At 70.0% G+C, this 23347-nt stretch carries 18 protein-coding genes; 9 read left to right on the top strand and 9 right to left on the bottom strand.

The genetic code is table 11. The features are described 5' to 3' along the window. Window positions 1-91: 91 nt before the first annotated feature. Both WD341_RS02025 and WD341_RS02020 read right to left on the bottom strand, forming a co-directional pair. Window positions 92-814: a PEP-CTERM sorting domain-containing protein gene (locus WD341_RS02025; RefSeq protein ID WP_368423739.1), complete on the bottom strand. Its 723-nt coding sequence runs from the start codon at window positions 812-814 to the stop codon at window positions 92-94. A 124-nt stretch (window positions 815-938) separates the two neighbouring features. Beyond that, complete coding sequence (locus WD341_RS02020) at window positions 939-2150, bottom strand: glycosyltransferase family 4 protein (protein WP_368423738.1); 1212 nt, start codon at window positions 2148-2150, stop codon at window positions 939-941. A 79-nt stretch (window positions 2151-2229) separates the two neighbouring features. Between WD341_RS02020 and WD341_RS02015 the strand changes: the two genes are divergently transcribed. The 6 genes from WD341_RS02015 to prsT all read left to right on the top strand — a co-directional run bounded on the left by WD341_RS02015 (window position 2230) and on the right by prsT (window position 12052). Next, window positions 2230-3327 (top strand): GNAT family N-acetyltransferase, encoded by a 1098-nt coding sequence (locus WD341_RS02015; RefSeq protein ID WP_368423737.1) that lies wholly within the window; start codon window positions 2230-2232, stop codon window positions 3325-3327. A 293-nt stretch (window positions 3328-3620) separates the two neighbouring features. Then, on the top strand, window positions 3621-3785 hold the full coding sequence (locus WD341_RS02010) for a hypothetical protein (RefSeq protein ID WP_368423736.1): 165 nt from the start codon (window positions 3621-3623) through the stop codon (window positions 3783-3785). Window positions 3786-4151: 366 nt separating this feature from the next. Continuing rightward, window positions 4152-5570, top strand: coding sequence for a TIGR03013 family XrtA/PEP-CTERM system glycosyltransferase (locus WD341_RS02005; protein ID WP_368423735.1), 1419 nt, complete (start codon window positions 4152-4154; stop codon window positions 5568-5570). A 55-nt stretch (window positions 5571-5625) separates the two neighbouring features. Next, entirely contained in the window at window positions 5626-7791 is a 2166-nt protein-coding gene (gene prsK / locus WD341_RS02000) for an XrtA/PEP-CTERM system histidine kinase PrsK (protein WP_368423734.1), read from the top strand. Further along, entirely contained in the window at window positions 7788-9233 is a 1446-nt protein-coding gene (prsR, locus tag WD341_RS01995; protein ID WP_368423733.1) for a PEP-CTERM-box response regulator transcription factor, read from the top strand. Before prsK ends, prsR begins: the two co-directional genes overlap by 4 nt. After that, window positions 9230-12052, top strand: coding sequence for an XrtA/PEP-CTERM system TPR-repeat protein PrsT (gene prsT, locus WD341_RS01990; protein WP_368423732.1), 2823 nt, complete (start codon window positions 9230-9232; stop codon window positions 12050-12052). Before prsR ends, prsT begins: the two co-directional genes overlap by 4 nt. A gap of 158 nt (window positions 12053-12210) precedes the next feature. Here prsT and WD341_RS01985 read toward each other — a convergent pair whose 3' ends face one another. Both WD341_RS01985 and WD341_RS01980 read right to left on the bottom strand, forming a co-directional pair. Next, window positions 12211-13260, bottom strand: coding sequence for an NAD-dependent epimerase/dehydratase family protein (locus tag WD341_RS01985; protein WP_368423798.1), 1050 nt, complete (start codon window positions 13258-13260; stop codon window positions 12211-12213). Between the two features lie 247 nt (window positions 13261-13507). Continuing rightward, the gene (locus tag WD341_RS01980) at window positions 13508-14173 is read right to left on the bottom strand and encodes a hypothetical protein (RefSeq protein ID WP_368423731.1); all 666 of its coding nucleotides are present in this window, start codon (window positions 14171-14173) and stop codon (window positions 13508-13510) included. Window positions 14174-14379: 206 nt separating this feature from the next. On the opposite strand from WD341_RS01980, the gene WD341_RS01975 reads away from it, so the two are divergent. Together WD341_RS01975 and WD341_RS01970 are read left to right on the top strand one after the other, a co-directional pair. Beyond that, window positions 14380-14760, top strand: a complete 381-nt coding sequence (locus WD341_RS01975; protein ID WP_368423730.1) for a hypothetical protein — start codon at window positions 14380-14382, stop codon at window positions 14758-14760. A 415-nt stretch (window positions 14761-15175) separates the two neighbouring features. After that, complete coding sequence (locus WD341_RS01970; RefSeq protein ID WP_368423729.1) at window positions 15176-16030, top strand: PEP-CTERM/exosortase system-associated acyltransferase; 855 nt, start codon at window positions 15176-15178, stop codon at window positions 16028-16030. On the opposite strand, the gene WD341_RS01965 is transcribed toward WD341_RS01970, so the two are convergent. The 4 genes from WD341_RS01965 to WD341_RS01950 all read right to left on the bottom strand — a co-directional run bounded on the left by WD341_RS01965 (window position 16031) and on the right by WD341_RS01950 (window position 21316). Continuing rightward, complete coding sequence (locus WD341_RS01965; protein ID WP_368423728.1) at window positions 16031-17662, bottom strand: FAD-binding oxidoreductase; 1632 nt, start codon at window positions 17660-17662, stop codon at window positions 16031-16033. A gap of 242 nt (window positions 17663-17904) precedes the next feature. Beyond that, window positions 17905-18855 carry an EDSAP-1 family PEP-CTERM protein gene (locus WD341_RS01960; RefSeq protein WP_368423727.1) on the bottom strand — a complete coding sequence of 317 codons (951 nt, stop codon included), beginning with the start codon at window positions 18853-18855 and terminating at the stop codon, window positions 17905-17907. 268 nt (window positions 18856-19123) lie between these two features. Next, complete coding sequence (locus WD341_RS01955) at window positions 19124-20074, bottom strand: EDSAP-1 family PEP-CTERM protein (RefSeq protein ID WP_368423726.1); 951 nt, start codon at window positions 20072-20074, stop codon at window positions 19124-19126. Window positions 20075-20257: 183 nt separating this feature from the next. Next, window positions 20258-21316: a GNAT family N-acetyltransferase gene (locus tag WD341_RS01950; protein WP_368423725.1), complete on the bottom strand. Its 1059-nt coding sequence runs from the start codon at window positions 21314-21316 to the stop codon at window positions 20258-20260. Between the two features lie 72 nt (window positions 21317-21388). Here WD341_RS01950 and WD341_RS01945 point away from each other — a divergent pair, with 72 nt between their 5' ends. After that, the gene (locus WD341_RS01945; RefSeq protein WP_368423724.1) at window positions 21389-22306 is read left to right on the top strand and encodes a serine protease; all 918 of its coding nucleotides are present in this window, start codon (window positions 21389-21391) and stop codon (window positions 22304-22306) included. Between the two features lie 333 nt (window positions 22307-22639). Here the strand turns inward: WD341_RS01945 and WD341_RS01940 are convergent, their stop codons facing one another. Next, on the bottom strand, window positions 22640-23347 hold the full coding sequence (locus WD341_RS01940; RefSeq protein WP_368423723.1) for an ABC transporter ATP-binding protein: 708 nt from the start codon (window positions 23345-23347) through the stop codon (window positions 22640-22642).

Raw genomic sequence — 23347 nt, 5'->3', positions numbered from 1 at the left:
TCTTGGGGGGAGGGGGCAACGAACGGATGGCAGCCGCGGCCGTGTCGAGGACGCTCCCCCGCGACGGCGGAGCGTGACTGAATGGACCGGCCTAGCAGTCGGTCCTCCGGGCCGGGCGCAGGCTTCCTGCGGCGAAGCGATAGCCGCAGAGCAGTCCGCCGAGCCCCAGCAGCAGCAGGATCGAGGACGGCTCGGGCACCTGGGTCACCTGGGGCGACGCGATCGGCGCGGGGTTCTCGGGCACCGGCGGCAGCGGCAGCGCGGTCTCGATCACCTGCTCCAGGTCGTCCTCCTCAAGCAGGTCGTCGCCAGTGCCGCCGCCGGTCACAGGCGGTCCGGAGATCGCCGGGGGCTGCTTCTGGCTAGGGGCCGGTACGATCGGTCCCTGGTCCTTGGGGCCGCCGGGCGTCGACGTCGATTGCGGGCCGTTGCTCAACGGCGGGGCCGCCGAGTTCGACAGTCCGGAAGCGGAGGGTCCGCCCACCAGGCCGCTGTTCGGAAGGAAGCCGTCCGGGATGAAGGCGGTCTGCACGGGCGCGGGTGCGCCGCCCGCACCGGCCCAGCCAGAAGTCCCGGCCGGTCCCACGGGCGCATAGCGCCAGGCCGGCTTCGACGCCTGAGCGCCCGCCGGCTGGTTTGCGACGAGCTGCAGGTCGCCGCAACGGCAGAGGTGCTCGCTGCTGACATCCAGCCAGTCCAGGCAGAGTGCGGTACCGCTCAGGGTCCTCGCGTCGGCCGCTGATGCGGTCCCGCTCGCCACCATGGCCGCAGCCATGGTGGCGGCGAGAGATAAGGCTCGTAAGCCGGAAAACATCGGTCGCTCCTACATGAGTGCCCCCACTCATGACGGGGTGAGACGCAATCCCCGTGCCAAGCGGTTGTGGAGGGCTCCCGACAGGCGACTGCGCCGCACGCCACCCCGGGCCTGTCAAATTGCGTTACAGGATCGGGGTCCCTGTCAGCCTCGCCTTACATCCACTCCGGGCATGTCCGGCCCCCATCACCCGCGAAAACAGTGCGAGCTGGGCCCGGGTCGCCTTGTCCCATGAAAGGCCTTCGGCAAATACGCGTACCTGGGAGCGATCGGGCCGCTCGTCGAGCACCGCCCGGATCTGCCGGGCGAACTCGGCGGGCTCGCGCGGGTCGACGAGCCGGCCGATGCTCGGGCTGGTGATGAGTTCGGGCGTGCCCCAGACGCGGCTGGCGACGACCGGCGTGCCGCAGGCGATCGATTCCAGCAGGACGTTGGGGAAGCCCTCGCGGCTCGAGGCAAGCGCCGTGACGTCGGCGGCGTTGTAGACCTCGAGCAGGGCATCGTGGGGCAGGGCGCCGAGAAAGCGCACGCGCCCGGCGACGCCCAGGGTTTCGGCCTGGCGGCGCAGCCGCGCCTCTTCGGGCCCGGATCCGGCAATCAGCAGCGTCGTTCCCGGAAGTTCGGGCAGGGCGGCGATCAGCAGGTCGTGGGCCTTGCGCTCGATCAGATAGCCGACCGAGGCCACGACGGGGCCCTCGAGCTTCATCCTCCGCCGGATCGCCTCGCGGTCGAGGGGTCGGAAGGCCTCGAGGTCCACGCCGTTGCGGATCACGGTGACGCTGTCGGGCTCGGCACCCAGCTCGACAAGCACGTCCTTGAGTGCCTGGCACACGGTGATCGAGGCAGCGGCCTGGCCGATCGCCCAGCGGATCAGGCGTCGGGGCAGGGCGTAGCGCGGTATCAGGTTGATGTCGGTGCCCCGGGCCGTGATCGTCAGCGGCTTGCCGAGCAGGCGCGCCAGCAGCGCGGCGGCGACACCGTCCGGATAATAGTAGTGCGCGTCGATCGCGTCGAACTCGAAGCCAGCGCGCCGCAGGCGCCGGACTTCCCGCCACATCGCCAGGAACAGCAGGAAGGGCGCCAGGGTCATCCCGACCTTGGGGACGACGAGGTAGCGCGGGTGGGCGACCTCGATGCCATGCCGTTGCTCCTGCCGCGGCGCGCGGGCGTAGGCGGCGTAGGTGCCGAAGCGCGGGTGGGCGCTCGGAAACCAGGGCACCGGTGCGATCACGCGCGAGCGGGCGCGGCCGCTGGCGAGCAGGTGGCGCAGGCGGTTCTCGACGAAGATACCTTTGTTGGGCTCGGCCGCGTTCGGGTAGAGAGTGGTGATCGTCAACAGCCTGACCGGCCGCTCCGCGGTCCCGGTCGCCTCCTGCCAAGAGGCTTCGGACGCGGGCTTGCTCGAAAGGCGAGGCATGCAGGAAATTCCCTTCTCGGAGTATCTGCGCCTGCCCGAGGCCGACGCCGGGGACCGGGGCGGCGTCGCCGGGCCGGCGATCTGCTCGTCGGAATACTTCACATCGCGCGAATGGTTCCGCCTGCTCGCCGATACCTGCCTCGGCCCCGGCGAAACCGCCGTCGTCCATCGGCTCCACGGCGGGTCGGGTCAAGTCATCGACCTGCCGCTGAGGCGCGCGCCGCTGCGCGGCTTCGGCCTGCGCGGCTACGAGCTGCACGCCTTGGCGAACTTCTACAGCAGCTACTACGCGCCCCCCGGCTTGGCCGAGGACCCGAGCTCGCGCCGCGCCATCGCGGAGTGGGCCAGCGCCCTCGGCGCGCGGCGCCGCCCGCCCGACCGCCTGGTCTTCCGCGCGCTCGACGAGGCCGACGGAACGCTCGGCATCCTCGAGAGCGCACTGCGCGGCGCAGCCTTCCGGGTCGAGCGCTTCGCCGACTTCGGCAACTGGTCCCTGCCGTGCGACGGCCTGGCTTTCGGCGACTACTGGCAGGGCCGCCCGGGCCGGCTGCGCAGCACCGTGCGACGCAAGCTCAAGGCCCTGGAACGCGAGCACGCGATCGCCTTCCGGTGCTTCGACCGGCCGCAGGAGGCCGAGGAGGCGCTCCGCTGCTACGAGACCGTCCAGGCCGCCGCCTGGCAGCCGCCGGAACCGCACAAGGCCTTCCTGCCCGAACTGATTCGCCGCGGCCTCGGCGACGGCTCGCTGCTCGTCTGGATTCTGCAGGCCGACGCCCGGCCGATCGCCGCGCAGATCTGGTCGGTCGCGGCCGGCAAGGCGACGATCTTCAAGCTCGCTTACGATTCGGCCTGGAAGCACTGGTCCCCGGGCACGCTGCTCATTTACCGGGCGATCGAGTGCGCGCTGGACAGCGGCACCTTCGCTCTAGTAGATTTCGGGCGGGGGGATGATCACTATAAGTCGGATTGGATGACCACGCGCCTTCAGCGCTGGGGGCTCGCTGCCTACAGCAAGAGGACGCTCTTCGGGCTTGCAATCGCCGCGCGCAATCTGGGTCCCAAATACATTCGAGGACGACCGACCGGCGAACTGTAGAGATGGCCCAGGTCCGACACCAATGAAGTGCCCGTCCCGACGACAAGATCCGCTGCGATTAACCTAGAGTCGGAACGAACGAAGACCAGAAAACTAACGAGTTTCCAGTTGAATACTACCCGTTTTAATATTATGTGAATTGTGTCGAAAGCACACGAAGGATAGGATGTCCTACTCAGGATGCTCCACCGACCGATTCCAGTTTGCCGGCGGGGCCTGAGAAGACTCCCTGATAGCATTGGCCGGTCCCGGTTGCAGCCGGCGCGCCTGTCGAACCGAGGTGAGGATCGCTGATGAGCCGCATCGTCTCCGCGACCAAGGGCCAAGCCACCGGGCAGAGGACCACCTCCTCCCGCCCACGGCGGCGGCTGTCGGCGGGGGCGGCGCTCGGCCTGTGGCTCGCGCTGTCGCTGCTCGGCTGGCTTGCGATCTACTTCGGCCTGACGGGCCTCCTCTGAGCGCGCGCGCTTCCTGATTCCAGAGCGCCACGCTGCCGGGGCGCGCGCGCCCGGATCCCGCGGAATTGCTAGCGACTCCGGATAGTCCGGGACCTGACGCGCATTGAATCGTACTTCTCGCCAATTTGGTGTGGAACGCGATCGGCGCTTCGGCGTTCTCCTCACCGCATGGTCTGCGGAGCGAGAAGGCAGTACGTAGCTTTCTAGCGTAGCGATTATCGTCACAGGTAGTGGCAGCCCCGTCGGAAGGTATCCATACGCCGTTCCGGCATCTGCTCACTACCCGACGTTCGAGATTGCCGCCGCCACGCTGTGCCCGCTTGGGTTTTTGCGAGCCAAGTTGGTCGTTTCTTCATGGGGTGAGCGATGACGTTCTTCGGAATCTACACACGCAGAGCGACGGTGGCGCTGGCGCTGGGTGAGTGGGCACTGCTCTGGCTTCTGGTTCTCGCGGCGCTGTCGACGCAGCTGGGGATGTCGGTCGAGACCGAGGGGAGCCTGCCGGGAGACACGCTGGTCGCCGCAGCCTGGAGCGGGCTTCTCATCACCCTGATGTTCTCGCTGGGGCTCTACGAACCGAAGGCCCGCACCTCGCTGCGCACCGCGATCCTGCGCGCGGCCCTGGTTTTCGGACTCGCCGGCCTGCTCGCCTTGGCGCTCGCAGGGACGGCTGACATGAACGCTCTGGCACTGCCGATCGCGCTCTCCATGGTCCTGGCGGTGCCCCTGGTCGGGCTCGTCCGTTACGTCGCCATCCACGTATTCTCCGCGACCGGGGGGCTCTCCCAGCGGGTCCTGATCCTCGGGGCCGGCCAGCAGGCGGCAGGCCTGTCGGCGGTGCTGCCCCAGGAGGCAACCTCCCGCATCGTCGGCTTCCTGCCCTACCAGCCCCCCGAAAACCCCGTCGGCGAGCGCCGCGCCAGAGCGGGCGCGGCGAGCATCGCCGTTGCCGAAGACCGGCTGCTCGAGCCGTCGGGCTCGCTCGCCAGCCTGGCCCAGGAGCTGGGAGTCCATCAGGTCGTGGTGGCGTTGGACGAGCGGCGCGGCGCGATGCCGACGCGTGAGCTCTTGGAGTGCCGCTTCAAGGGCATCGAGGTGCTCGACCTCACCAGCTACCTCGAGCGCGAGACCGGCCGCGTCAACCTGTCCGACCTGTATCCCAGCTGGCTGATCTTCTCGGGCGGCTTCAGCTCGAACCTGCTGTTCCGCCTGTCCAAGCGCCTCTTCGACATCCTGGTGTCGGGCACCTTCCTGCTGTTCACCCTGCCGCTCTGCCTGATGACCGCGCTGCTGATCAAGCTCGACAGCCCGGGTCCGGTGTTCTACCGGCAGGAGCGGGTCGGCCTGGACGGCAAGGTTTTCTGGCTGACCAAGTTCCGCAGCATGCGCACCGACGCCGAGGCAGGCGGGCCGCGCTGGGCGAGCCAGAACGATGCGCGCGTGACGCGGGTCGGCGGCTTCATCCGCAAGGCCCGGATCGACGAGATCCCCCAGGTCATCAACGTCCTGAAGGGCGACATGAGCTTCGTCGGGCCGCGCCCGGAGCGGCCCTGCTTCGTCGAAGAGCTGGCGCGCTCCATCGAATACTACGCCGACCGCCATCGCGTGAAGCCGGGCATCACCGGCTGGGCCCAGGTCCGCGCGCCCTACGGCGCCAGCCTGGAGGACGCCCGCGAGAAGCTGACCTACGACCTCTATTACATGAAGCATCAGAGTCTGATGCTCGATTTCCTGATCCTGTTGCAGACGGTGCGCGTCGTGCTGTTCCAGGAGGGCGCGCGATAGCCCAGCCGGGACCGGCAGGGCGGACGAGGGGGAGCGGGACGATACCCTGTCGACGATGCACGACCCGGGGATAGCGATCTGGACCCATGCGGCCGCGGCGCTCGGCTTCGGCGTCCTGTGGCTCGTCCTGCTGCTCGGCTGGGGCGGACAGCGCGCCGGCGTCGGCCTGCTTCTGGCCGCCGGCGGAACCGCCGCCTGGGCCGGCGTGGTGATCGCGGAGACCGCCCGTCCCGACCTTCTGCCGGCCTGGAGCCTGCCGGTAGCGGAGGTGGTGCGCAGCAGCCTGTGGTTGCTCGCGCTCGGCGTCATCCTGGAGCTGGTCACCGGCGGCGGCGGCCGCAGGGGATTCGGGCGACACCGGGCCTACCTGATCGTGGCGGCGCTCTTCACGGCCGGTCTCGGGCTGGTCGCCTGGCAGAGCTGGACCGCCCAGCCGGCCCCCCTGCCGCTGCCCGGCGAGGGGACGCATCCCTTCGCGGCCGTGACGCTTGGCTTCATGATCTGGGCGATCGCCGCGGCCGTGGCCGGGCTGCTCCTGGTCGAGAACATCTTCTCGGCCGGCGATCGCAACACCCGCTGGGCGACCAAGCACCTGCTGATCGGCGCCGGCGGCGCGATCTTCGCCTACGACCTGTTCCTCTATTCCGACGGCCTGCTGCTCCGCCAGCTCGGCGAGGTCGCCTATCTCAGCCGGCCGCTGGTCAACGCCGTGGCATTGCCCCTGCTGCTGGTCTCGGCGGTACGCGTCCGGGGACTGTCCTTCGACGTCTCGATCTCGCGCGACTTCGTGCTGCACACCTGGACGCTGATGATCTGCGGCGCCTACCTGATCGCGATCGCGCTCAGCGGCTACCTGGTGCGCGAGATCGGCCTGTCCTGGGGGCCGATGCTCCAGCTCGCCTGGCTGTCGGCCGCACTCATCGGCCTGGCGGCATTGCTCGCCTCGAACCAGATGCGGGCGCGGCTGCGCAGTCTCGCCGAGCGCTACTTCTTCAGCTTCCACTACGACTACAGGAAGGAGTGGCTCCGCTTCGTCCGCACGATCAGCGGGCAGGACGACGAGGTCACGCCGCTCTACGAGCGGGCGATCCGCAGCATGGCCGAGCCCCTGAACTGCTCGAGCGGCTGCCTCTACCTGACCGACCGCTCCCAGACCCTCTATCTGGCGGCGCGGCATTTCTGGCGCTCGGCCCTGGTCATGCTGGCACTGCCGGGCGAGGTCGGCGAGGAGCTGCGCCAGAAGCCGGAGGTCGTCGACCTGCGGCGGGACCCCCTGTCGCCCGCGCTCGAGCAGGTGCGCAAGGCGCTGCCCGGCGCCTGGCTGCTGGTGCCGATCTCGACGGTCCACGGCAAGCAGCTCGGCGCGATGGTGCTGGCCAACCCGCGGGTGCCCAAGGCGCTGACCTGGGAGGACCGGGCGCTGCTGGCGGTTCTCGCCGACCAGGTGGCAAGCTTCATCGCCGAAGAGCAGACCACGCGCGCGCTGCTGGAGGCGCAGCGCTTCCAGCGCATCAGCAAGGGCTTCAGCTTCGTCGCCCACGACCTGAAGAACGTGACCAGCCAGCTCTCGGTGATGCTCCAGCAGGCCAAGAAGCACGGCTCGAATCCTGAGTTCCAGGCCGACGTCCTGGAGACGGTCGCGCTTTCGGTCGAGAAGATGCGCTCGACCCTGGTGCGCCTGAACCAGGTCGATGCGGACGCGCCCGACGCAGCGGCCCACCAGGTCGAGCTGGCGCCGATCGTCGAGGAGGCTGCGCGCCGCCGCGGCGGCCGCGACCGTGTCCTCGTGGTGGCGGAGGTGCAGGGGATTCACGTCTCGGTGGAACCCACGGGCTTCACGGCGGTTCTCGATAATCTGTTGGTCAACGCGGCGGAGGCCAGCGCCGACGCGCAGCCGGTGGTGCTCCGCATCGGGCGGGACGGCGACCGGGCGCTTCTTCGCGTCGAGGACCAGGGCTGCGGCATGACTGAGGAGTTCGTCCGCAAGCAGCTCTTCCAGCCCTTCGCCTCGACCAAGCCAGGGGGCTTCGGGCTTGGCATGTACCAGTGCCGGGAGCTGGTCGAGGGCTGGAGCGGGACGCTCGAGGTCGCGTCTTCGCCTGGGGCCGGCACCGTGGTCAGCATCCGCCTGCCGCTCGGGCAGGCGGACACCTCCGCCGCGCCTCGGATCCAGGCTCAGGCGGACTCCGGAAGCGCAAGGGGGAACCTCTTTCATCCATGAGCGAGAGTAAGGCCAAGATCCTGGTCGTCGACGACGACCCCGGCATCCTCAAGGGGATCAAGTGGGCGCTCGACGACTACGAGGTCGTGACCGCCATCGACCGCGAGGCGGCGGTGGCCGCGGTCCGGCAGCACGATCCGCAGGTCGAGCTGCTCGACCTCGGGCTGCCGCCCGACGGCGACGGCGCCAGCGAGGGCTTTCGCGCGCTCGAGGAGATCCACACCCTGGCGCCGCGCACCAAGGTCATTGTCGTCAGCGGCAACGAACACCGCGAGAACGCGGTGCGGGCGGTCTCTGAGGGCGCCTACGACTTCTATTCCAAGCCGGTCGACACCGACGTTCTCGACCTGATCGTGCGCCGCGCCTTCCACATCTGGGAGCTCGAGGAGGAGAACCGCCGTCTCCTGAAGTCGCATACCGGCGAGCTGTTTGACCTGCTGACCGCCAACCCGCGCATGGAGCAGGTCTGCCGGACCATCGAGAAGGTCGCGACCACCGACGCCAGCGTCCTGCTGCGCGGCGACAGCGGCACCGGCAAGGAGTTGCTCGCGCAGGGCCTGCACCGGGCGAGCCAGCGTCGCGACGGCCCCTTCATCGCCATCAACTGCGCGGCAATTCCGGAGCAGCTGCTCGAGTCGGAGCTCTTCGGTCACGAGAAGGGCGCCTTCACCAGCGCCCATCGCCAGGTCGTCGGCCGCATCGAGCAGGCCCACGGCGGCACGCTGTTCCTGGACGAGATCGGCGACATGCCGCTTGCGCTGCAGGCGAAGATGCTGCGCTTCGTCCAGGAGCGGCAGTTCGAGCGCGTCGGCGGCCGCAAGACGATCAGCGTCGACCTGCGGATCGTCACGGCGACCCACCGCGACCTGGCCAGGCTGATCGAGGCGGAGACCTTCCGCGAGGACCTCTACTACCGGATCAGCGAGATCGCGATCGAGATTCCGCCCCTGCGCGACCGCGGCGAGGACGCCGTGCTGCTGGCCCAGGACTTTCTCGACCGCTTCTGCCGCGAGAACTCGCTGCGCTCGCTGCGCCTGGGCGCCGACGCCACGGCCGCGATCCGCCGCTACGACTGGCCGGGCAATGTCCGCGAGGTCGCCAACCGCACCAAGCGGGCCGCCATCCTCGCCCAGGGGTCGACCGTCACGGCTGAGGATCTCGACCTCGCCGCGGTCGCGCCGGCAGAGGCGGAGGGCACCGCCGATCCGCACGCCCTCCCGCCGCTCAGCGTCGGCGACCGCCTGATGACGCTACGCGAGGCGCGGGAGATGGTCGACACACGGCTCGTCGAGGCCGCGCTGGAGCGCGCGGGCGGGAACATCTCCCAAGCGGCGAAGCTTTTGGAAGTGAGCCGGCCGACGCTCTACTACCTCATGCGCAACCGGGAGAGCCCGGCCGGCGACGCATCCACCGAAACAGAAGAGACAGGGAGTTTGGCATGACCACCGGGACAGGGCTGCAGCATCCGTGCCTGCAGGCGCCACGATCGTCGCGCCGCCGGACCAAGCAGGCCGCCGCCGGCCTGCTCGCCGGCCTGCTGCTCGCAGCCGGCGCGGCCGGGCTGCCCGGCATCGCGACCGCCGCTTCGCCGGAATCGCAAGAATTTCTGGACGACGCCGTGGAGCGGCTCGAGCAGGGTGACGGCAACGCCGCCCTGATCCAGCTGCGCAACGCGCTCCAGGCCGACCCGGAGAACCTCGCCGCACGGCGACTGCTCGGCCAGCTGTATCTCGGCGCCGGCCACTTCGAGCCGGCCGAGAAGGAGCTCGCGCGCCTGCTCCAGGCACAGCCCGACGATCAGGAGGCGGCTCTGCTGCTGGCGCGTGCGCGCTTCGGTCTGCGCGACTACGAGGGCGTGCTGCGCGGCCTGCCGAGCCAGATCTCGGACCAGGAGCTGGCCTACGAGGCCCAGATGCTGCGCGCCGAGGCCAACCTCGGGCTGGAGCGTCCCGACGTCGCGGCCGAGATCGTCGAGGACCTGCGCGGCCAGCGCCTGACCGACGTCCGCGTCTCGGTGCTGGGGGCCCGCACGGCGCTGGCCCGCAAGCAGCCCGAGGAGGCGGCGCGCTTCGCCCTGGAGGCGACGGAGGTCGCTCCCGACGCGCCGGGTGCCTGGCTGATCCGGGCCCAGGTGGCGCTCTCCCAGCAGCGCCACGACGATGCCGCCGAGTTCGCCAAGCGTGCCGAGGCGCTCGCGCCCGGCAGCACCGCACCGCGCCTGCTGTTCGCGGAGGTCGCCCTGCGCCAGGGCCGGCTTCAGGAGGCGGAGGAAACCCTCGCGCCGCTTCTCGCGGCCGATCCCGAGGCGATCGAGCCGCGCTATCTGCAGGCCGCCCTGCTGACCGCCCGCAAGGACTTCGCCGGCGCCGAGCAGATCCTCGACCAGCTCGGCGACCAGCTGAGGAACTACGCTCCCGCGCAGTTCCTGACCGCCATGGTCAAGTACCAGGTCGGCCGCCACGCCCAGGCGCGTACGCTGGTCGAACGCTACCTGGGGAACGATCCCAATAATATTGTCGCGATCCGGCTCCTGGCCGCGACCCTGCTGCGCTCGGACCAGCCGGAACGTGCGGTCGAGGTCCTGACCGAAGCAAGGCAGCGCCTGCCGCAGGATTCGGGCCTCCTGCGGCTGCTCGCCACCGCGCAGATGCGCAGCGGCGATTCCGACGCCGCGACCGTGACGCTGCGCGAGCTGGCGCAGTCCCCGGACCCGCGTCTCTCGGCCCAGGCACGCTCGCTCGCCGACGTCCTCGACGCCGGCTCCGGCGAGCTGGAGGTCGAGGGGCAGGATCTCGCCAACGAATTGGCGCTGATTCTCAACGACCTGCAGCTGGGCGAGTTGGAGGCAGCCGAGCGCGGTGCGCGGGCGCTGGTCGAGGCACACCCGGACAGCCCGGTCGCTCACAACACCCTGGCCGGCGTGTTCCTGGTTCGCGGCCAGAGCGAGGCGGCGCGGGCCGAGCTCGAGAAGGCCCTGGAGATCGAACCCTCCTTCCGTGCCGCGCACCAGAACCTGGACCGGCTCGACCTGCGTGCCGGCGACCTGGAAGCGATCGAGGAGCGGCAGAAGGCCTATCTCGAGCGCAATCCGAACGACCCGCTGGCCGTGCTGCACCACGCCGCCTTCCTCGCCCAGCGCGACCGCATCGAGGAGGCCAGGGCGCTCGTCGAGCAGGCCATCGATGCGCATCCGGAGCGGCGCGAGCTGCTGGTCGCCGCCATCACCCTGGCGGTCCGGGCCGAGGACCGACCGGCCGCCGAAGCCGCGGCCGAGCGGCTGGCCGAGCGCCTGCCGGACGATCCCCAGGGCCATCTCCAGGCCGGACGGGCATTGCTGCAGGCCGAGTCCTTCGAGGCCGCCGCCGTCCGCTTCGAGCGGCTGCGGGAGCTGTCCGACGGAACCTCCACCCAGCCGATCGAGCTGCTGATCCAGGCGCGCATCGGCGCCAAGGACCAGGCCGGTGCCGAGCGGGCGGCCGAGGCGCTGGTCGAGGCGCGCCCGGAGAACTTCCTCGCCAACCGTCTGCTGGTCGACCTCTACCTCAACGACGGCAAGGAGGCCGCCCTCGACCCGCTGCTGGCGGCGGCCGCCGAGACCGATCCGGAGCTGCACGCGCGGCTGCGGGCCCACGTCGCGGCGCGCAAGGGTGAGGTGGCGGAGGCGGCGGATATTCTCGAGCAGGTCGCCGAGCCCTCGCCGGAGACTGTCCAGGAGCGTTTCATAGCGCGCTTCCAAGCGGGTGACGTTCAGCGCGCGGAGGAGCTGCTGCGGCAGTGGGTAGCGGAGCACCCGCAGGAGGCGGGCCCGGCGCTGCTGCTGGCCAACCAGCTGATCACCCGCGAGGCCTACGAAGAGGCCGAGGCCATCCTGACGGCCGCGCTGCCGGGGGCGCCGGACAACGTGACCCTGCTCAACAACCTCGCATGGCTCCGCTCGACCACCGGCATGGCCGGAGCCGAGGAGCTGGCGCGCCGGGCGCTGGGCATGGCGCCGGATTCGCCGCAGGTCGCGGACACCCTGGGCTGGATCCTGGTGCAGCGCGGCGAGCTCGAGGAAGGGGAGGCGCTCCTGCGCCAGGCCGCCGGCAACGCGCCGGCCGACCCGGCCGTCGCCTACCACCTGGCCTTCGCCCTGGCGAAGAACGGCAAGACTGCGGACGCCCTGGCGGTTCTCGAGGAGATCGACACGGAGGAGGCGGACTTCGCGGACGCAGAAGCCGCCCGCGAGCTGCGCAGCGAGCTGGAGAACCGCCCGCAGTAGCGGTCTTCCAGGCCGGGCAGGGCGTTCGCCGCTCCGCAACCGCCACAAATGAGGAAGGGCCCCGACCGGGGCCCTTCCTTTGCGTGCGGCCTCGGCGTGAGTGTCAGGTGTGACGACGGAAGCCGCGGCGGAATCGAGGCCGCGAGGCAGGCCGTGAGCTAGCCCTCGGCCGCCTCGGCGGCCGGTCTGCCGTTGAAGCCGCGCTTGCGCCGTTCGGCTGAAAGGCGGGAGACCGCGGGGTGGCCGCGGGCGAGCCACCTCTCTTCGCCCGCCGCCCCCGCTCGGGTACCGGGGTCGATGCTGGCGAGCAGGGCGGCGAGGCCGGTCTCGAGCTCGGTGGTCCGGCCGAGGCCGAGCAGGCTGGACATCTTCACGGGATTGCCAACCGACTCGCGGATGTCGCCGGCGCGTGCCGGCCGGAAGTGAATCTCGACCTCGCCGCCGGCTACGGCCATCAGCGCCTTTGCCAGGCCGGCCACCGTGGTGCCCCGGCCGGTGCAGACGTTGACCGATTCGAACAGCGGCTCCTTGCTGCCCGCCGCGCGGTCCATGGAGGCCAGCAGCGCCCCCACCACGTCCTTGACGTAGACGAAGTCGCGGCTCTGCAGGCCGTCGCCGAAGAGGGTGACGGGCTCCCCCGCCACGACGCGGTTCGCGAAGATAGAGATGACCCCGGAGTAGGGCGAGGAGGGATCCTGCCGGGGGCCGTACACATTGAAGAAGCGCAGCCCGACGCTGCGCGTGCCGTGTACCGCGGCGCCGGCGCGCGCGTGCAATTCGCAGCCGAGCTTGTCGGCGCCGTAGGCGGACAGCGGCTCGGTTCGGGCGGTTTCTGCCAGCGGCAGCTGCTCCGGCATGCCATAGACCGCAGCGGAGGAGGCGAAAACCACAGGGAAGTCGCCGCGCCGTGGGCGTGCGAGATCGAGCAGGTCGACGAAGGCGCTGAGATTGGTGCAGTGCGACGACAGCCACTGCTCGTTGCAGCGCTGCACGGAGGCGACCGCCGCGAGGTGGAAGCAGCCCTCCACCCCCTGGCACGCGCGGGCGAGAGCCGCCTGATCGCAGACATCGCCGACGATGACCTCGACCGAGGCAGGGACGTTGTCACGGCGACCCGTCGACAGGTCGTCCAGCACGCGGACGCTCTTGCCCAGCGCCAGAAGCTCCTCGACCAGATGGGACCCGATGAAGCCGCAGCCACCTGTCACAAGAAACAAGTTCAGCACCTCGAGAAAGCGATTTTCAAGAAACGAAAGTACTTACCTGCAGTTGAACGCAGGCGACCGTCTCCCGGCAAACGTGGAGCATGCGCTCCGGGTTCCGGGCTTCCTGGAAAAAGCATAGCACCCAGGTGTGTCGAAAGCGTTTACGCAATCGATCCCCGGGTCACGAAATAACTGACAGTATCAACCCCACCCTGGCTGGCAGGGGCGGGCGGATGGGCGCTGGCGCGCCCTAGTGGCCGGCGCGCCTCCTGCGGACCCCCAGCGACGCGGCCAGCAGCGCAAGGCCGGAGGCGTAGAGCAGTCCGGCCGAAGGCTCTGGAATCTGCCACGGTCGGACGAGCTCGGCCTCCCACTCGTAGGTGAAGAAGTGGGAGGGTACGCTCTGACCCTGGTCGTTGGCGAGCTGCTGGATCTGGTTTCCAGTCGGACCCCACCGGAACTGCGCGAAGGGACCGCCAGCATAGCCCTGCTCGGCATAGCCCCCGACGTCGAGCAGGGTGCCGGTCGAGCCGAGGAAGCTGACGTAGCCGTCGTACGCGCCGGAGAACTGGAAGTCCATGAGCCCAGCCCTCGGGCGGGAAGGGTCGAAGTCCGCGCGGGCGGTGAAGCTGGCCTCGAAAAGGCCGCCCTGGGCGTGGATCTCCTCGACTGGCAGCATGATCGGGCCCGAGGTATCGGTGCCCGCCGGCAAATTGACGCTGACTCGGCCCTCGATACGATCGCCGACCCCCAGGAAGGGCGCGTAGTAGACGTCGGGCGCGGGCGCCTCGGCGACCTCAGTGACCACGCCGGAGAAGCGCCAGGAATAGTCGAAGGTCGGCGGGATCGGGCCTGCCGCGCACAGGCCCGTCGAAAGGACCAGGGCGAGCGGAGCGAGGAGAGCGGCACGCAGCATGATGAGGAATCAGACTCCGAAGAAGGTTGCGGGACGCAAGGAGCCTCCACAACTACGCAATTTCCATGCCACGAATCGCGCGTGTCAGGTGAGTCCCTGCGGCCTGCGCCCACTCGCCGCGCGATGCATCCACTTCCTCTCAGTGGCGTTGTGGAAGGGCCGGCCGCGGCCGGCGGCATCGATCATCACGAGGAGGGCGGCGAGGCATGGTGGATCCCGAACGTAGGCTGCGGCTGCGGGTCACGCTGTTCCGGACTCTGCTCGTCCTGGCGATGATCGCCTTCGTCTACGGCAGTGTCGCTCCCTCGGCCCCGGGGCCGAAGTGGGGTCCGGGCGCCGTCCTCACCCACTTCGTCGTCTCGCTCGGCCTGGGACTGCTCTGCCGGCTCGGCTCGGCGCGCGGCCGCTTCGCCTTCTGGGGAATCGCCCTGACCGCCGCCGGCATCGCCGCCGCCGAGGCGGTCCAGTTGCTCATTCCGGCCCGCGAAGCGAGCCTGCTCGACGTGGCTGCGAACTTGAGCGGCCTGGCGGCCGGCTACCTGCTGGGGCGCGCCGCCGACGCGAGGCTGAGAGCGGTCGGCGCTTAGCCGGAGTCGCCTCCCGCCTGGTATCGCAATGCAATGGGCGCTCCCCACCGCGCGATGGGCTGCGCGGCGTAGACTCGACGGAACGCGGCACGTCAAGAAGGAGCGTGGGACCTCGCTGAGCGCGCCGCCGCCGGGCGCCAATGCAAGCAAACCGCATAATCCGCACGGGTAATCGTGCCCGTATTGCCTTGAATCGAGCGTCGGGCGCCATCAGTGCGCCCCATTCTCCCGCGACCTTAACCGTTCGGGAACGAAGTATCCCGCATCTTTAACGACGGGAACCGGCTCCGGTTCCCCGGCACCCTGCAGTGACCGGATTCAGACGCGAATTCTGCGAGCCTGGTGCCGTGCCGACAACAGATTTTTCCGCGCAGCAGCAGCCCGTCGGAGTAGCGGCGGCAGAAGGGGGGTCAGAATGATGCAGCAGGCATTCCTTCCGAAGGACGCAATCCACATCGAACGGCCGGCGGCGGCCGAGCAGCGCCCGCTTTGGCGGCTCTACGACCAGGCCTACGAGGTCTCGCCGGCGTGCACCCGCGAGACTTCCGTCGAGGCCTTTGCGCTACGCTACCAGGTCTACTGCCTGGAGAAGGGCTTCGAGGATCCGGCGGTGAACCCGCTCGGTCTCGAGTGCGACGCCTTCGACGGGCGTTCTCTCCACTGCCTGCTGCGGCACCGGGAGACCGGCATCCCGGTCGGCACGGCGCGGCTGATCCGTCCGAACCCCCTCAAGCTCGGCGCCTCCTGGCCGATCCAGCAGATCTGCCGAGACCCACGGCTGTTCGACGAGGACCTGCTGCCGGCGGCCTCGACCGCCGAGGTTTCGCGCTTCTGCCTCTCCACCGCCGCCCGCGCACGCATCCAGGCGGCCTGCCGCAGGAGCGCGGACACCGACGAAACCGAGGGTCGGCTGGCGCCCTACACCATCCTCGGCCTGATCCGCGGCCTGTTGATGCTGAGCCTGGAGCAGGGCATCACCCACTGGACCCTGGTCGTCGAGCCCGCGCTGCTGCGCCTGCTGGGACGCATGGGCATGCAATTCACCAAGCTCGGGCCGATCGTGGAGTACCACGGCCGGCGCCAGCCCTGCTGCACCGAGATCGCCGCACTGCTGCAGGGCATGCGAGCCAAGCGCCGCGACCTGTGGAACATCGTCACCGACCGCGGCAGCCTCTCGCCCGAGACGGCGACCGACTCGGCTGGGGTGGGCGGCTTCTGGCGCGACCTCGCCGGCGGCCCGGCGGCGACGCGCGGCGTGGCGCTGGCCTGATCAGGCCTCCGGCGCCGGCAAGTCCGGCTGGTATCGCCCGGGAGCGACGACACCGTCGGGATCCAGCGCCGTGCGCAGCTTCGCGACCAGCGGCCAGTAGCCCTGCGAGCCGCCGGCCAGGTCGGCCATGGACTGGATGCCGACGCGGTAGGGGATGAAGCCGGCGCGCATCAGCGCGCCGAAGCAGCTCTCGTAGCAGGCCTCGGCCCGACGCCGCTCGTCCTCGTTCTCCTTGTCGAAGGCGATGGTCATGACCGCGGCCAGGGTCCGCTCGTTGACCGTGCTGAAGGTGACGAAGAAGTCGAAGCCGTGCTCGGCGAACAGCGGCTCGACGAGCGCCAGCAATTCCCTGGCCTGCTCGCCGGTCATCGGCATCACCGGCGAAAGCCAGAGCATGCCGCAGTTGTCGAGGGCAGGGTCGGCGCGCGCCGGGAAATCCTCGGGCAGCCCCTGGCGGCGCTTCCAGTAGGCGCCGGCAAGGAACTGCCGGCTCGGCATGCCGCGGTTCAGGTTGAAGAGGCCGCGCACGGCGCGCAGCTTGCCAAGGGCTTGACGGCCGAAGCGGAAGCGGCCGGCCAGCGGCAGTACCCGGTCGGCCAGGTCGAGCCGGCGCGAGGTCACGACGTTCATCTGCCAGCCGTGCGGCCGGAAGCTGCGGCGCAGCCGGCGCAGGGCGGCCCCGACCTGCCCGGGATCGCCGTAGAGGCCGCCGGCGAAGGTCCAGGCGCCGATCCCGGCCGCACGGCGCAGGGCCTCGCGCTGCGCCGTGCTGAGTGCGCCGCCTTCGGCGCCCAGAGAGGCCGCCGTGCGGCCGCTGGAGATGAGGCGCAGGTCGTTGCCGACGTGCACGACGCTGCGCAGGGTGCCGTCGAGCTTGAGGCCGCGCAGGGTATCGACAGCCCGCGGCAGGTCCTCGTCGCGGGGCAGGCTGCAGACGAACAACGCATAGGCCTCGGGCCGCGGCATCAGCCAGACGCAGAGCCGCGTGACGATGCCGAAGTTCGACTGCAGGAACAGGCCGTCGAGGCTCGGCCCGATGCCGTAGGGGAAGGTCGCCGCCGCGCGCGCCGCCGGATAGTGGCCGAGGCCTGTGCGCAGCACCTCGCCGGTGCCGGTCACCACCTCCAGGCCGCAGACGAACTGGGGCCGGTTGCCGTAGGGCGTATGGCCGAAGCCACGGTCCAGGATGTTGCCGGCGATGCTGGTGTCGGGACCGGCGCCGGTACTGTCGAGCCAGAGCGCGCCGCCGAGGGCCTCCAGCCGCTCGGCGAGCTGGCCCTGGGTCACGCCCGGCTCGATCACCGCGTAGGCGAGGGTCTGGTCGACCTCGAGGATGCGGTCCATGCCCGAGAGATCCAGCACGACCTGGCCCTCGCGCACCGGGCAGGCGTCGCCGTAGCCCCAGTTCTTGCCCCGGCTGATCGGATAGAGCGGGATGCCCGAGCGGCGGGCGGCGGCTACGCAGCCGACGACTTCCTCGCGGTTGCGCGGCCGCAGCACGGCGAGCGGCCGCGGCGCCCGCGGCAGGGTCGAGGCGGCATAGCGATCGAGCGTGGCCTCGTCGGCGAAGACGCGGTCCTGGCCGACGACCGCGGTCCAGCGCTTGAGTGCAACCGAGAGGTCAACAGCCATGATGATCGGCTTTCTGGCGGAGCGCCGGCCGGTTCGCGGCGCGCGCCTGTCGCCCGGTTCGAGAAGAAGGCGGGCCCGGTCACGCGCCGATACGAACTGTCAGCAGACTTGACGCCGAAGCTCCTGCTTGCGGCAGCGGGAGGCCGCGGTCCGCGAGGGGGCCTTGCCCCCAAAAAAAGACGAGCCCGGACGGCTACCTGCCGTCCGGGCCCGCAGCGGGCAGAACTTCTTGTTCTGCCTGCTTATGCCTTGCGACGCCGTCCGGCGACGCCCAGGCCGAGCAGACCGGCACCGAGCATCAGCAGGGTGGCGGGCTCGGGCACGGCCGTGAAGCTGCCGCTGGTCTCGCTCTCATGGGCGATCGAGAGCGTGTAGACTTGGCCGCCGGCGAGCATAACGCTGGTCGCCGAGAAGGCGCCGGTGCCGGGGTTGTAGAGCTTCTGGCCCTCGGTCAGCTGGCCGCGGCTGGTGTTCAGCGAGAAGGGATCGGAGCTCTCGCCGTTGCCGAGGTCGGTCGAGCCGTTCGGCGCCCAGGACCACACCTCGAGACCGGTCTCGTCCGAGATCGTGATGCTGAAGGCGATGCTGGCCTGCGTCTGGCCGGTGCCGTCCGCCAGCGCCACGTCGAGGTACGGGGTCGCGTCGAACTCGAAGGTGATGGTGTCGCTAGTCTGGAGGGCGAAGGCGAAGTCGGTCGTCGTTCCGACCGTCGCGCCATTCGAAGCGGTCGAGGAGTCGATCCGCAGCTCGCCGACCGTGTTGGCGGTCGCGGAAGAAGCGCCGCCGAGGCCGGTGATGATCGCGCCGTCGAGGTTGGCATCGCCGCGCGAGAAGACGCCGCCCGCCTGCTGCGAGAAGTCGTTCTGGCCGATCCCGGCGCAACCGGCGCCCAGGCACTGCAGCGGCACGTCGCTGGCGCCGCCGCTCAGGTCGTCGTCGCTGATGCCGGAGCCGTCGAGATTGGCGTTGGCGTTGGTGTAGTTGCCGACGGCCAGGTTCGTGAAGTCGCTGGCGTCGTACTGGTCGCCGGCGCTGTTGAAGACCTGGAAGTTGGCGATCCCCAGGTTCGAGTAGGCGATGGCCGAGGCCTTCGCCTCGGGTGCCGCGCCGAGCAGCATGGCGACGGCCGCCGCGGCGACCAGAGGCAGCGTCGCCTTCCTGGCGGTCACAGCGAAGTTGTGTGTCGTATTCATTACTCAGCTCCCTTTGGCCCCAATCCTGTCCCTAGAGAAGCAAACAACGTGCCAGTTTCCGATAGGGTGGAGGAAGCGAGCAAAACTGCGGCCTTTCAAGACGCCCGGCTGGCGAGGGCTACCGCAGCCCCCCCGGAAAGAGGGCGGGCCCTGTAAAGTCAGCCGACGCCGCCGATCACCCTGCTTACACTTGCCCCGAAACGGGACGAGCCCGGACGGCTACCTGCCGTCCGGGCTCGCAACGGGCAGAACTTCTTGTTCTGCCTGCTTATGCCTTGCGACGCCGTCCGGCGACGCCCAGGCCGAGCAGACCGGCACCGAGCATCAGCAGGGTGGCGGGCTCGGGCACGGCCGTGAAGCTGCCGCTGGTCTCGCTCTCATGGGCGATCGAGAGCGTGTAGACTTGGCCGCCGGCGAGCATAACGCTGGTCGCCGAGAAGGCGCCGGTGCCGGGGTTGTAGAGCTTCTGGCCCTCGGTCAGCTGGCCGCGGCTGGTGTTCAGCGAGAAGGGATCGGAGCTCTCGCCGTTGCCGAGGTCGGTCGAGCCGTTCGGCGCCCAGGACCACACCTCGAGACCGGTCTCGTCCGAGATCGTGATGCTGAAGGCGATGCTGGCCTGCGTCTGGCCGGTGCCGTCCGCCAGCGCCACGTCGAGGTACGGGGTCGCGTCGAACTCGAAGGTGATGGTGTCGCTAGTCTGGAGGGCGAAGGCGAAGTCGGTCGTCGTTCCGACCGTCGCGCCATTCGAAGCGGTCGAGGAGTCGATCCGCAGCTCGCCGACCGTGTTGGCGGTCGCGGAAGAAGCGCCGCCGAGGCCGGTGATGATCGCGCCGTCGAGGTTGGCATCGCCGCGCGAGAAGACGCCGCCCGCCTGCTGCGAGAAGTCGTTCTGGCCGATCCCGGCGCAACCGGCGCCCAGGCACTGCAGCGGCACGTCGCTGGCGCCGCCGCTCAGGTCGTCGTCGCTGATGCCGGAGCCGTCGAGATTGGCGTTGGCGTTGGTGTAGTTGCCGACGGCCAGGTTCGTGAAGTCGCTGGCGTCGTACTGGTCGCCGGCGCTGTTGAAGACCTGGAAGTTGGCGATCCCCAGGTTCGAGTAGGCGATGGCCGAGGCCTTCGCCTCGGGTGCCGCGCCGAGCAGCATGGCGACGGCCGCCGCGGCGACCAGAGGCAGCGTCGCCTTCCTGGTGGTCACAGCGAAACTGTATGTCAAATTCATTACTAAGCTCCCTTTGGGCCCCAACCCTGGATCCTGGAGACGCAAGTGGCGTGCCAGTTTCCGGCGGGGCGGGAGAAGCGAGCAAAACTGCGGCCTTCAAGGTGTCCGGCTGGCGAGGGCTGCGCCAGCCCCCTGAAAGAAGGCCTGTCCTGTAAAGTCAGCCGACGGTACCAACCGCTGTGCTTACAGCCGACCCAGCAGGCCGGCGCTGGCGACCCTGCAGGACAGCAGCTCGTAGCTGCGGCTCGCCAGCTGGCGCTTGTAGCGGGCGTCGCCGGCGAGCAGGTCGTAGGCCGCGGCGCCGCGGCTGCGGTAGTGCTCGGCGGCCAGGACATGGGCCAGCAGGCCCAGGTTGAGGCTGCCGTCGGCCGGATAGTCGAAGCCGACTTGGTACTGGTAGACGCGGTCCCGGTGCCGGAAGTTGTAGAGGTACCCGAGCGCGCGGGCGCCCGCGCGCAGGGCGAGCAGCTGCACCGAGCCGGGGCAACCGCGCGCGATCAGCTGCTCGTGGAAGGCGACGAGCCGCGGTGTGGCGAAGCCGCCCGGGTCGCCGCGCGCAAGCCAGGTGCGGTCGTGCAGGCGGCGCAGCTCGCCGAAGAAGGCCAGCGCCTGCGCCGCGTCGGCGGCTTCCTCCAGCACGACCGGACCCTCGGCCTCGAGCCGGCGCCGGGTCCGCCGAACGGCTTGGCGGGTGTTACGTCCCAGGCGGTCCAGGTAGCAGCCGCCGGTCGCCGGCGGCAGGTCACAGAGCCATCCGAGCGCGCGGCGGTAGACCCGGAAGCCGCGCCCCTGGCGCAAGGCGGCGGCGCGCAGCCGCTCGGCCAGCTCCGGCCGGCAGCGCGCGACCAGCAGCTCGTAGTCGCCGCGCGTCGCCTCGACCAGCCGGTCGAGAAAGGCCTCGAGCGCCTCGCGGTCGGCAGTCAGCGGCGCGTTGAACTCGACCGTCAGGCGGTCGTAGGCAGGATCGCCGCTTTCCATCAGGCTGGCTGAGTGCAGCGGCAGGGGCAGGCCGCCGGCGAGGCGGACCCGACGCCGGCCGAGCAGGGCGAGGGCCCGCGGCGCCGCCGGCTCGCCGAGCCGACACAGCCGGATCCGGCTGTCCGGCGGCCGGTGGTCGAGCCAGGACTCGACCCACAGCGGCGTCTGGAAGAAGGAGCCGGCCTGTCCGGCCAGCCGGTCCCAGCCGGAGCGCCGGTAGGCTTCGCCGACCAGAGGCTCGCAATCGAAGGCGAGGCGCGTCATGCTGTGCGCGTCATGCGGAAAGGCCGGCCGGAGCACCCGACGCTGCCGGCCCATCTGCCCGGGAGGTACTCCTTGCCTGCGCCACGGCTCCGGCTCTCCTTCGCGCTGCTGGCGCTCGCCTTGCCGGCGCTCCTGGCCGGCGCTCCGGCCGAGGCGGGCGCCTCGGCCCTCGTCGACTGCCTGGATAGCGCGCGGCAGGTCGTATTGCGAGCCCTGCCTTGGCAGTGCCAGGGCCGCGTGCTGACACCCGAGGAGGCCGAGGCGCGGCGCGCCGAGATCCGCGAGCAGCGGCTACAGCGGCTGCAGCGTTCGGGATCGCCGACCCGCCAGCCCCAGGCCCGGCCGGTGCGGACGGGCACGGGCTTCCGCGTCGACAGCCAGGGCCACGTGCTGACCAACCGCCACGTCGTCGAAGGCTGCCGCCGGCTCGACCTGGTGCAGGACGGCGCCAGCCTGGGCGAGGCCAGGCTGCTGGCCCTGCACCCCCAGCTCGACATGGCGCTGCTCGCGACCGGAACGCGGGGGCCCCACGCGCGCTTTGCCGGGCCGCCGCGCCCGGCCGCGGCGGCACCGCTCAGCGTCGTCGGCTACCCCGCCCAGGGGCTGGCGCGCCGCGAGGCCCTGCTGTCTTCCGTGGTCGCCGAGTCCGACGCGATGGCCGGGGCAGTGGGCGGGGCAATGGGCGGGGGCGGGCAGGCGCTCTGGTTCCGCGGCGACGTCAGCCAGGGCGGCAGCGGCTCGCCGCTGCTCGACGAGTCGGGCCGTGTCGTCGGCATGGTCAGCGCCAAGCGCGACCAGGTGAAGACCTACGCCGCGACCGGCGAGCTGCCGCCGGCCGGCGGCCTCGCGCTGCCGGCCCGCCGGCTGGTCGAGTTCCTGACCGCCTTCGGCGTAGCCCCGCAGGTGAGCACCGAGGCCCCGCCCCAGCGCGGCGACCCGCTCCTCGAAAGCGCGCGCAGCTACGTCCTGCGCATCGACTGCCGGTCCTAGGCCGGGCGATCGCAGGGCAGGGGCCCGGATCGGCCCAGGCTCACCGCGCGGCTTCTCCGCCTGGCGAAAGCGACCTGCGCGCCCGGTCCTCGCCCTCGAAGCTCGCGACCTTCACGCAGACCCCTTCGTTCCGGCGAGCGAGGCCTCGGCGGCCGCGATCTGCTGCTTCACGCGCAGGAAGCTGTCTCTCGCCACCCTATCCAGGGAAACCGCCCCCGCCGCTGCGCAGCCTCAGCCGCTGCTCGTGCGTTCACCGAAAGCGAGGATCGCAAGCACGGGTATAACCAAACGGTTCGTTGGGTGTATTCCAGGCATAGGAGTTCCTCCCTCGGCTTATGCATTTTCCGCTTCCAGCCTGCCGTCCCGCAGGTAGAAGATGTGGTCAAAGCGATCAAAGATTTTTTCATCATGTGTTACGGCGAGGATCGCTGCCTCCTGCTCAACGGCGACCTTGCGCAATAAATCCATCACGATCCCCGCACGTTGTGAGTCGAGTGCCGCCGTGGGTTCGTCGGCAAGGATGATCCGGGGCCGGTTGGCCAGCGCGCGCGCAATCGCGACCCGCTGGGCCTCGCCGCCCGACAGATTGGCGGGCATGGCTTCCTTGCGGTGTCCGACCTCCAGATAGTCCAGAAGCTCGATCGCGCGCTTCTTGGATTCCACCGTGTCGTATCCCGCCAGATTGAGGACCACGGCCACATTGTCGGTGCTGTTGAGGAAGGGCAGCAGGTTGTGGGACTGGAAAATGAACCCGACCTTTTCGAGGCGCAGCTTGCGCAAATCGGAGCGCAGCCAGCGCCCGTCATAGACCACTTCGCCGTCGAGACTGATCCAACCGTTGTTCGGCTCCAGGATGCAGCCGATGACGTTCAGGAGCGTCGTCTTGCCTGATCCGCTCGGGCCAAGCAGTGCGACAACCTGACCGGGGTGGACTTCCAGGCTGACATTACGCAGGGCATCGACGCGCGTGTCGCCTTCGCCGAAATGTTTCGAGACATTGCGAACATGAACAAGCGGCTCTTTCTCGGCCGAGCTGTTCAT

This window comes from Tistlia sp., assembly GCF_040905785.1.
Lineage (GTDB): Bacteria > Pseudomonadota > Alphaproteobacteria > Kiloniellales > DSM-21159 > Tistlia.
This window is presented reverse-complemented; position numbering and strand designations above follow the sequence as displayed.

Coding starts and splice junctions, on each gene's coding strand:
- WD341_RS02025 (WP_368423739.1), bottom strand. CDS start 814: ATGTTTTCCGGCTTACGAGCCTTATCTCTCGCCGCCACCATGGCTGCG.
- WD341_RS02015 (WP_368423737.1), top strand. CDS start 2,230: ATGCAGGAAATTCCCTTCTCGGAGTATCTGCGCCTGCCCGAGGCCGAC.
- WD341_RS02010 (WP_368423736.1), top strand. CDS start 3,621: ATGAGCCGCATCGTCTCCGCGACCAAGGGCCAAGCCACCGGGCAGAGG.
- WD341_RS02005 (WP_368423735.1), top strand. CDS start 4,152: ATGACGTTCTTCGGAATCTACACACGCAGAGCGACGGTGGCGCTGGCG.
- prsK (WP_368423734.1), top strand. CDS start 5,626: ATGCACGACCCGGGGATAGCGATCTGGACCCATGCGGCCGCGGCGCTC.
- prsR (WP_368423733.1), top strand. CDS start 7,788: ATGAGCGAGAGTAAGGCCAAGATCCTGGTCGTCGACGACGACCCCGGC.
- prsT (WP_368423732.1), top strand. CDS start 9,230: ATGACCACCGGGACAGGGCTGCAGCATCCGTGCCTGCAGGCGCCACGA.
- WD341_RS01980 (WP_368423731.1), bottom strand. CDS start 14,173: ATGCTGCGTGCCGCTCTCCTCGCTCCGCTCGCCCTGGTCCTTTCGACG.
- WD341_RS01975 (WP_368423730.1), top strand. CDS start 14,380: ATGGTGGATCCCGAACGTAGGCTGCGGCTGCGGGTCACGCTGTTCCGG.
- WD341_RS01970 (WP_368423729.1), top strand. CDS start 15,176: ATGATGCAGCAGGCATTCCTTCCGAAGGACGCAATCCACATCGAACGG.
- WD341_RS01965 (WP_368423728.1), bottom strand. CDS start 17,662: ATGGCTGTTGACCTCTCGGTTGCACTCAAGCGCTGGACCGCGGTCGTC.
- WD341_RS01960 (WP_368423727.1), bottom strand. CDS start 18,855: ATGAATACGACACACAACTTCGCTGTGACCGCCAGGAAGGCGACGCTG.
- WD341_RS01955 (WP_368423726.1), bottom strand. CDS start 20,074: ATGAATTTGACATACAGTTTCGCTGTGACCACCAGGAAGGCGACGCTG.
- WD341_RS01950 (WP_368423725.1), bottom strand. CDS start 21,316: ATGACGCGCCTCGCCTTCGATTGCGAGCCTCTGGTCGGCGAAGCCTAC.
- WD341_RS01940 (WP_368423723.1), bottom strand. CDS start 23,347: ATGAACAGCTCGGCCGAGAAAGAGCCGCTTGTTCATGTTCGCAATGTC.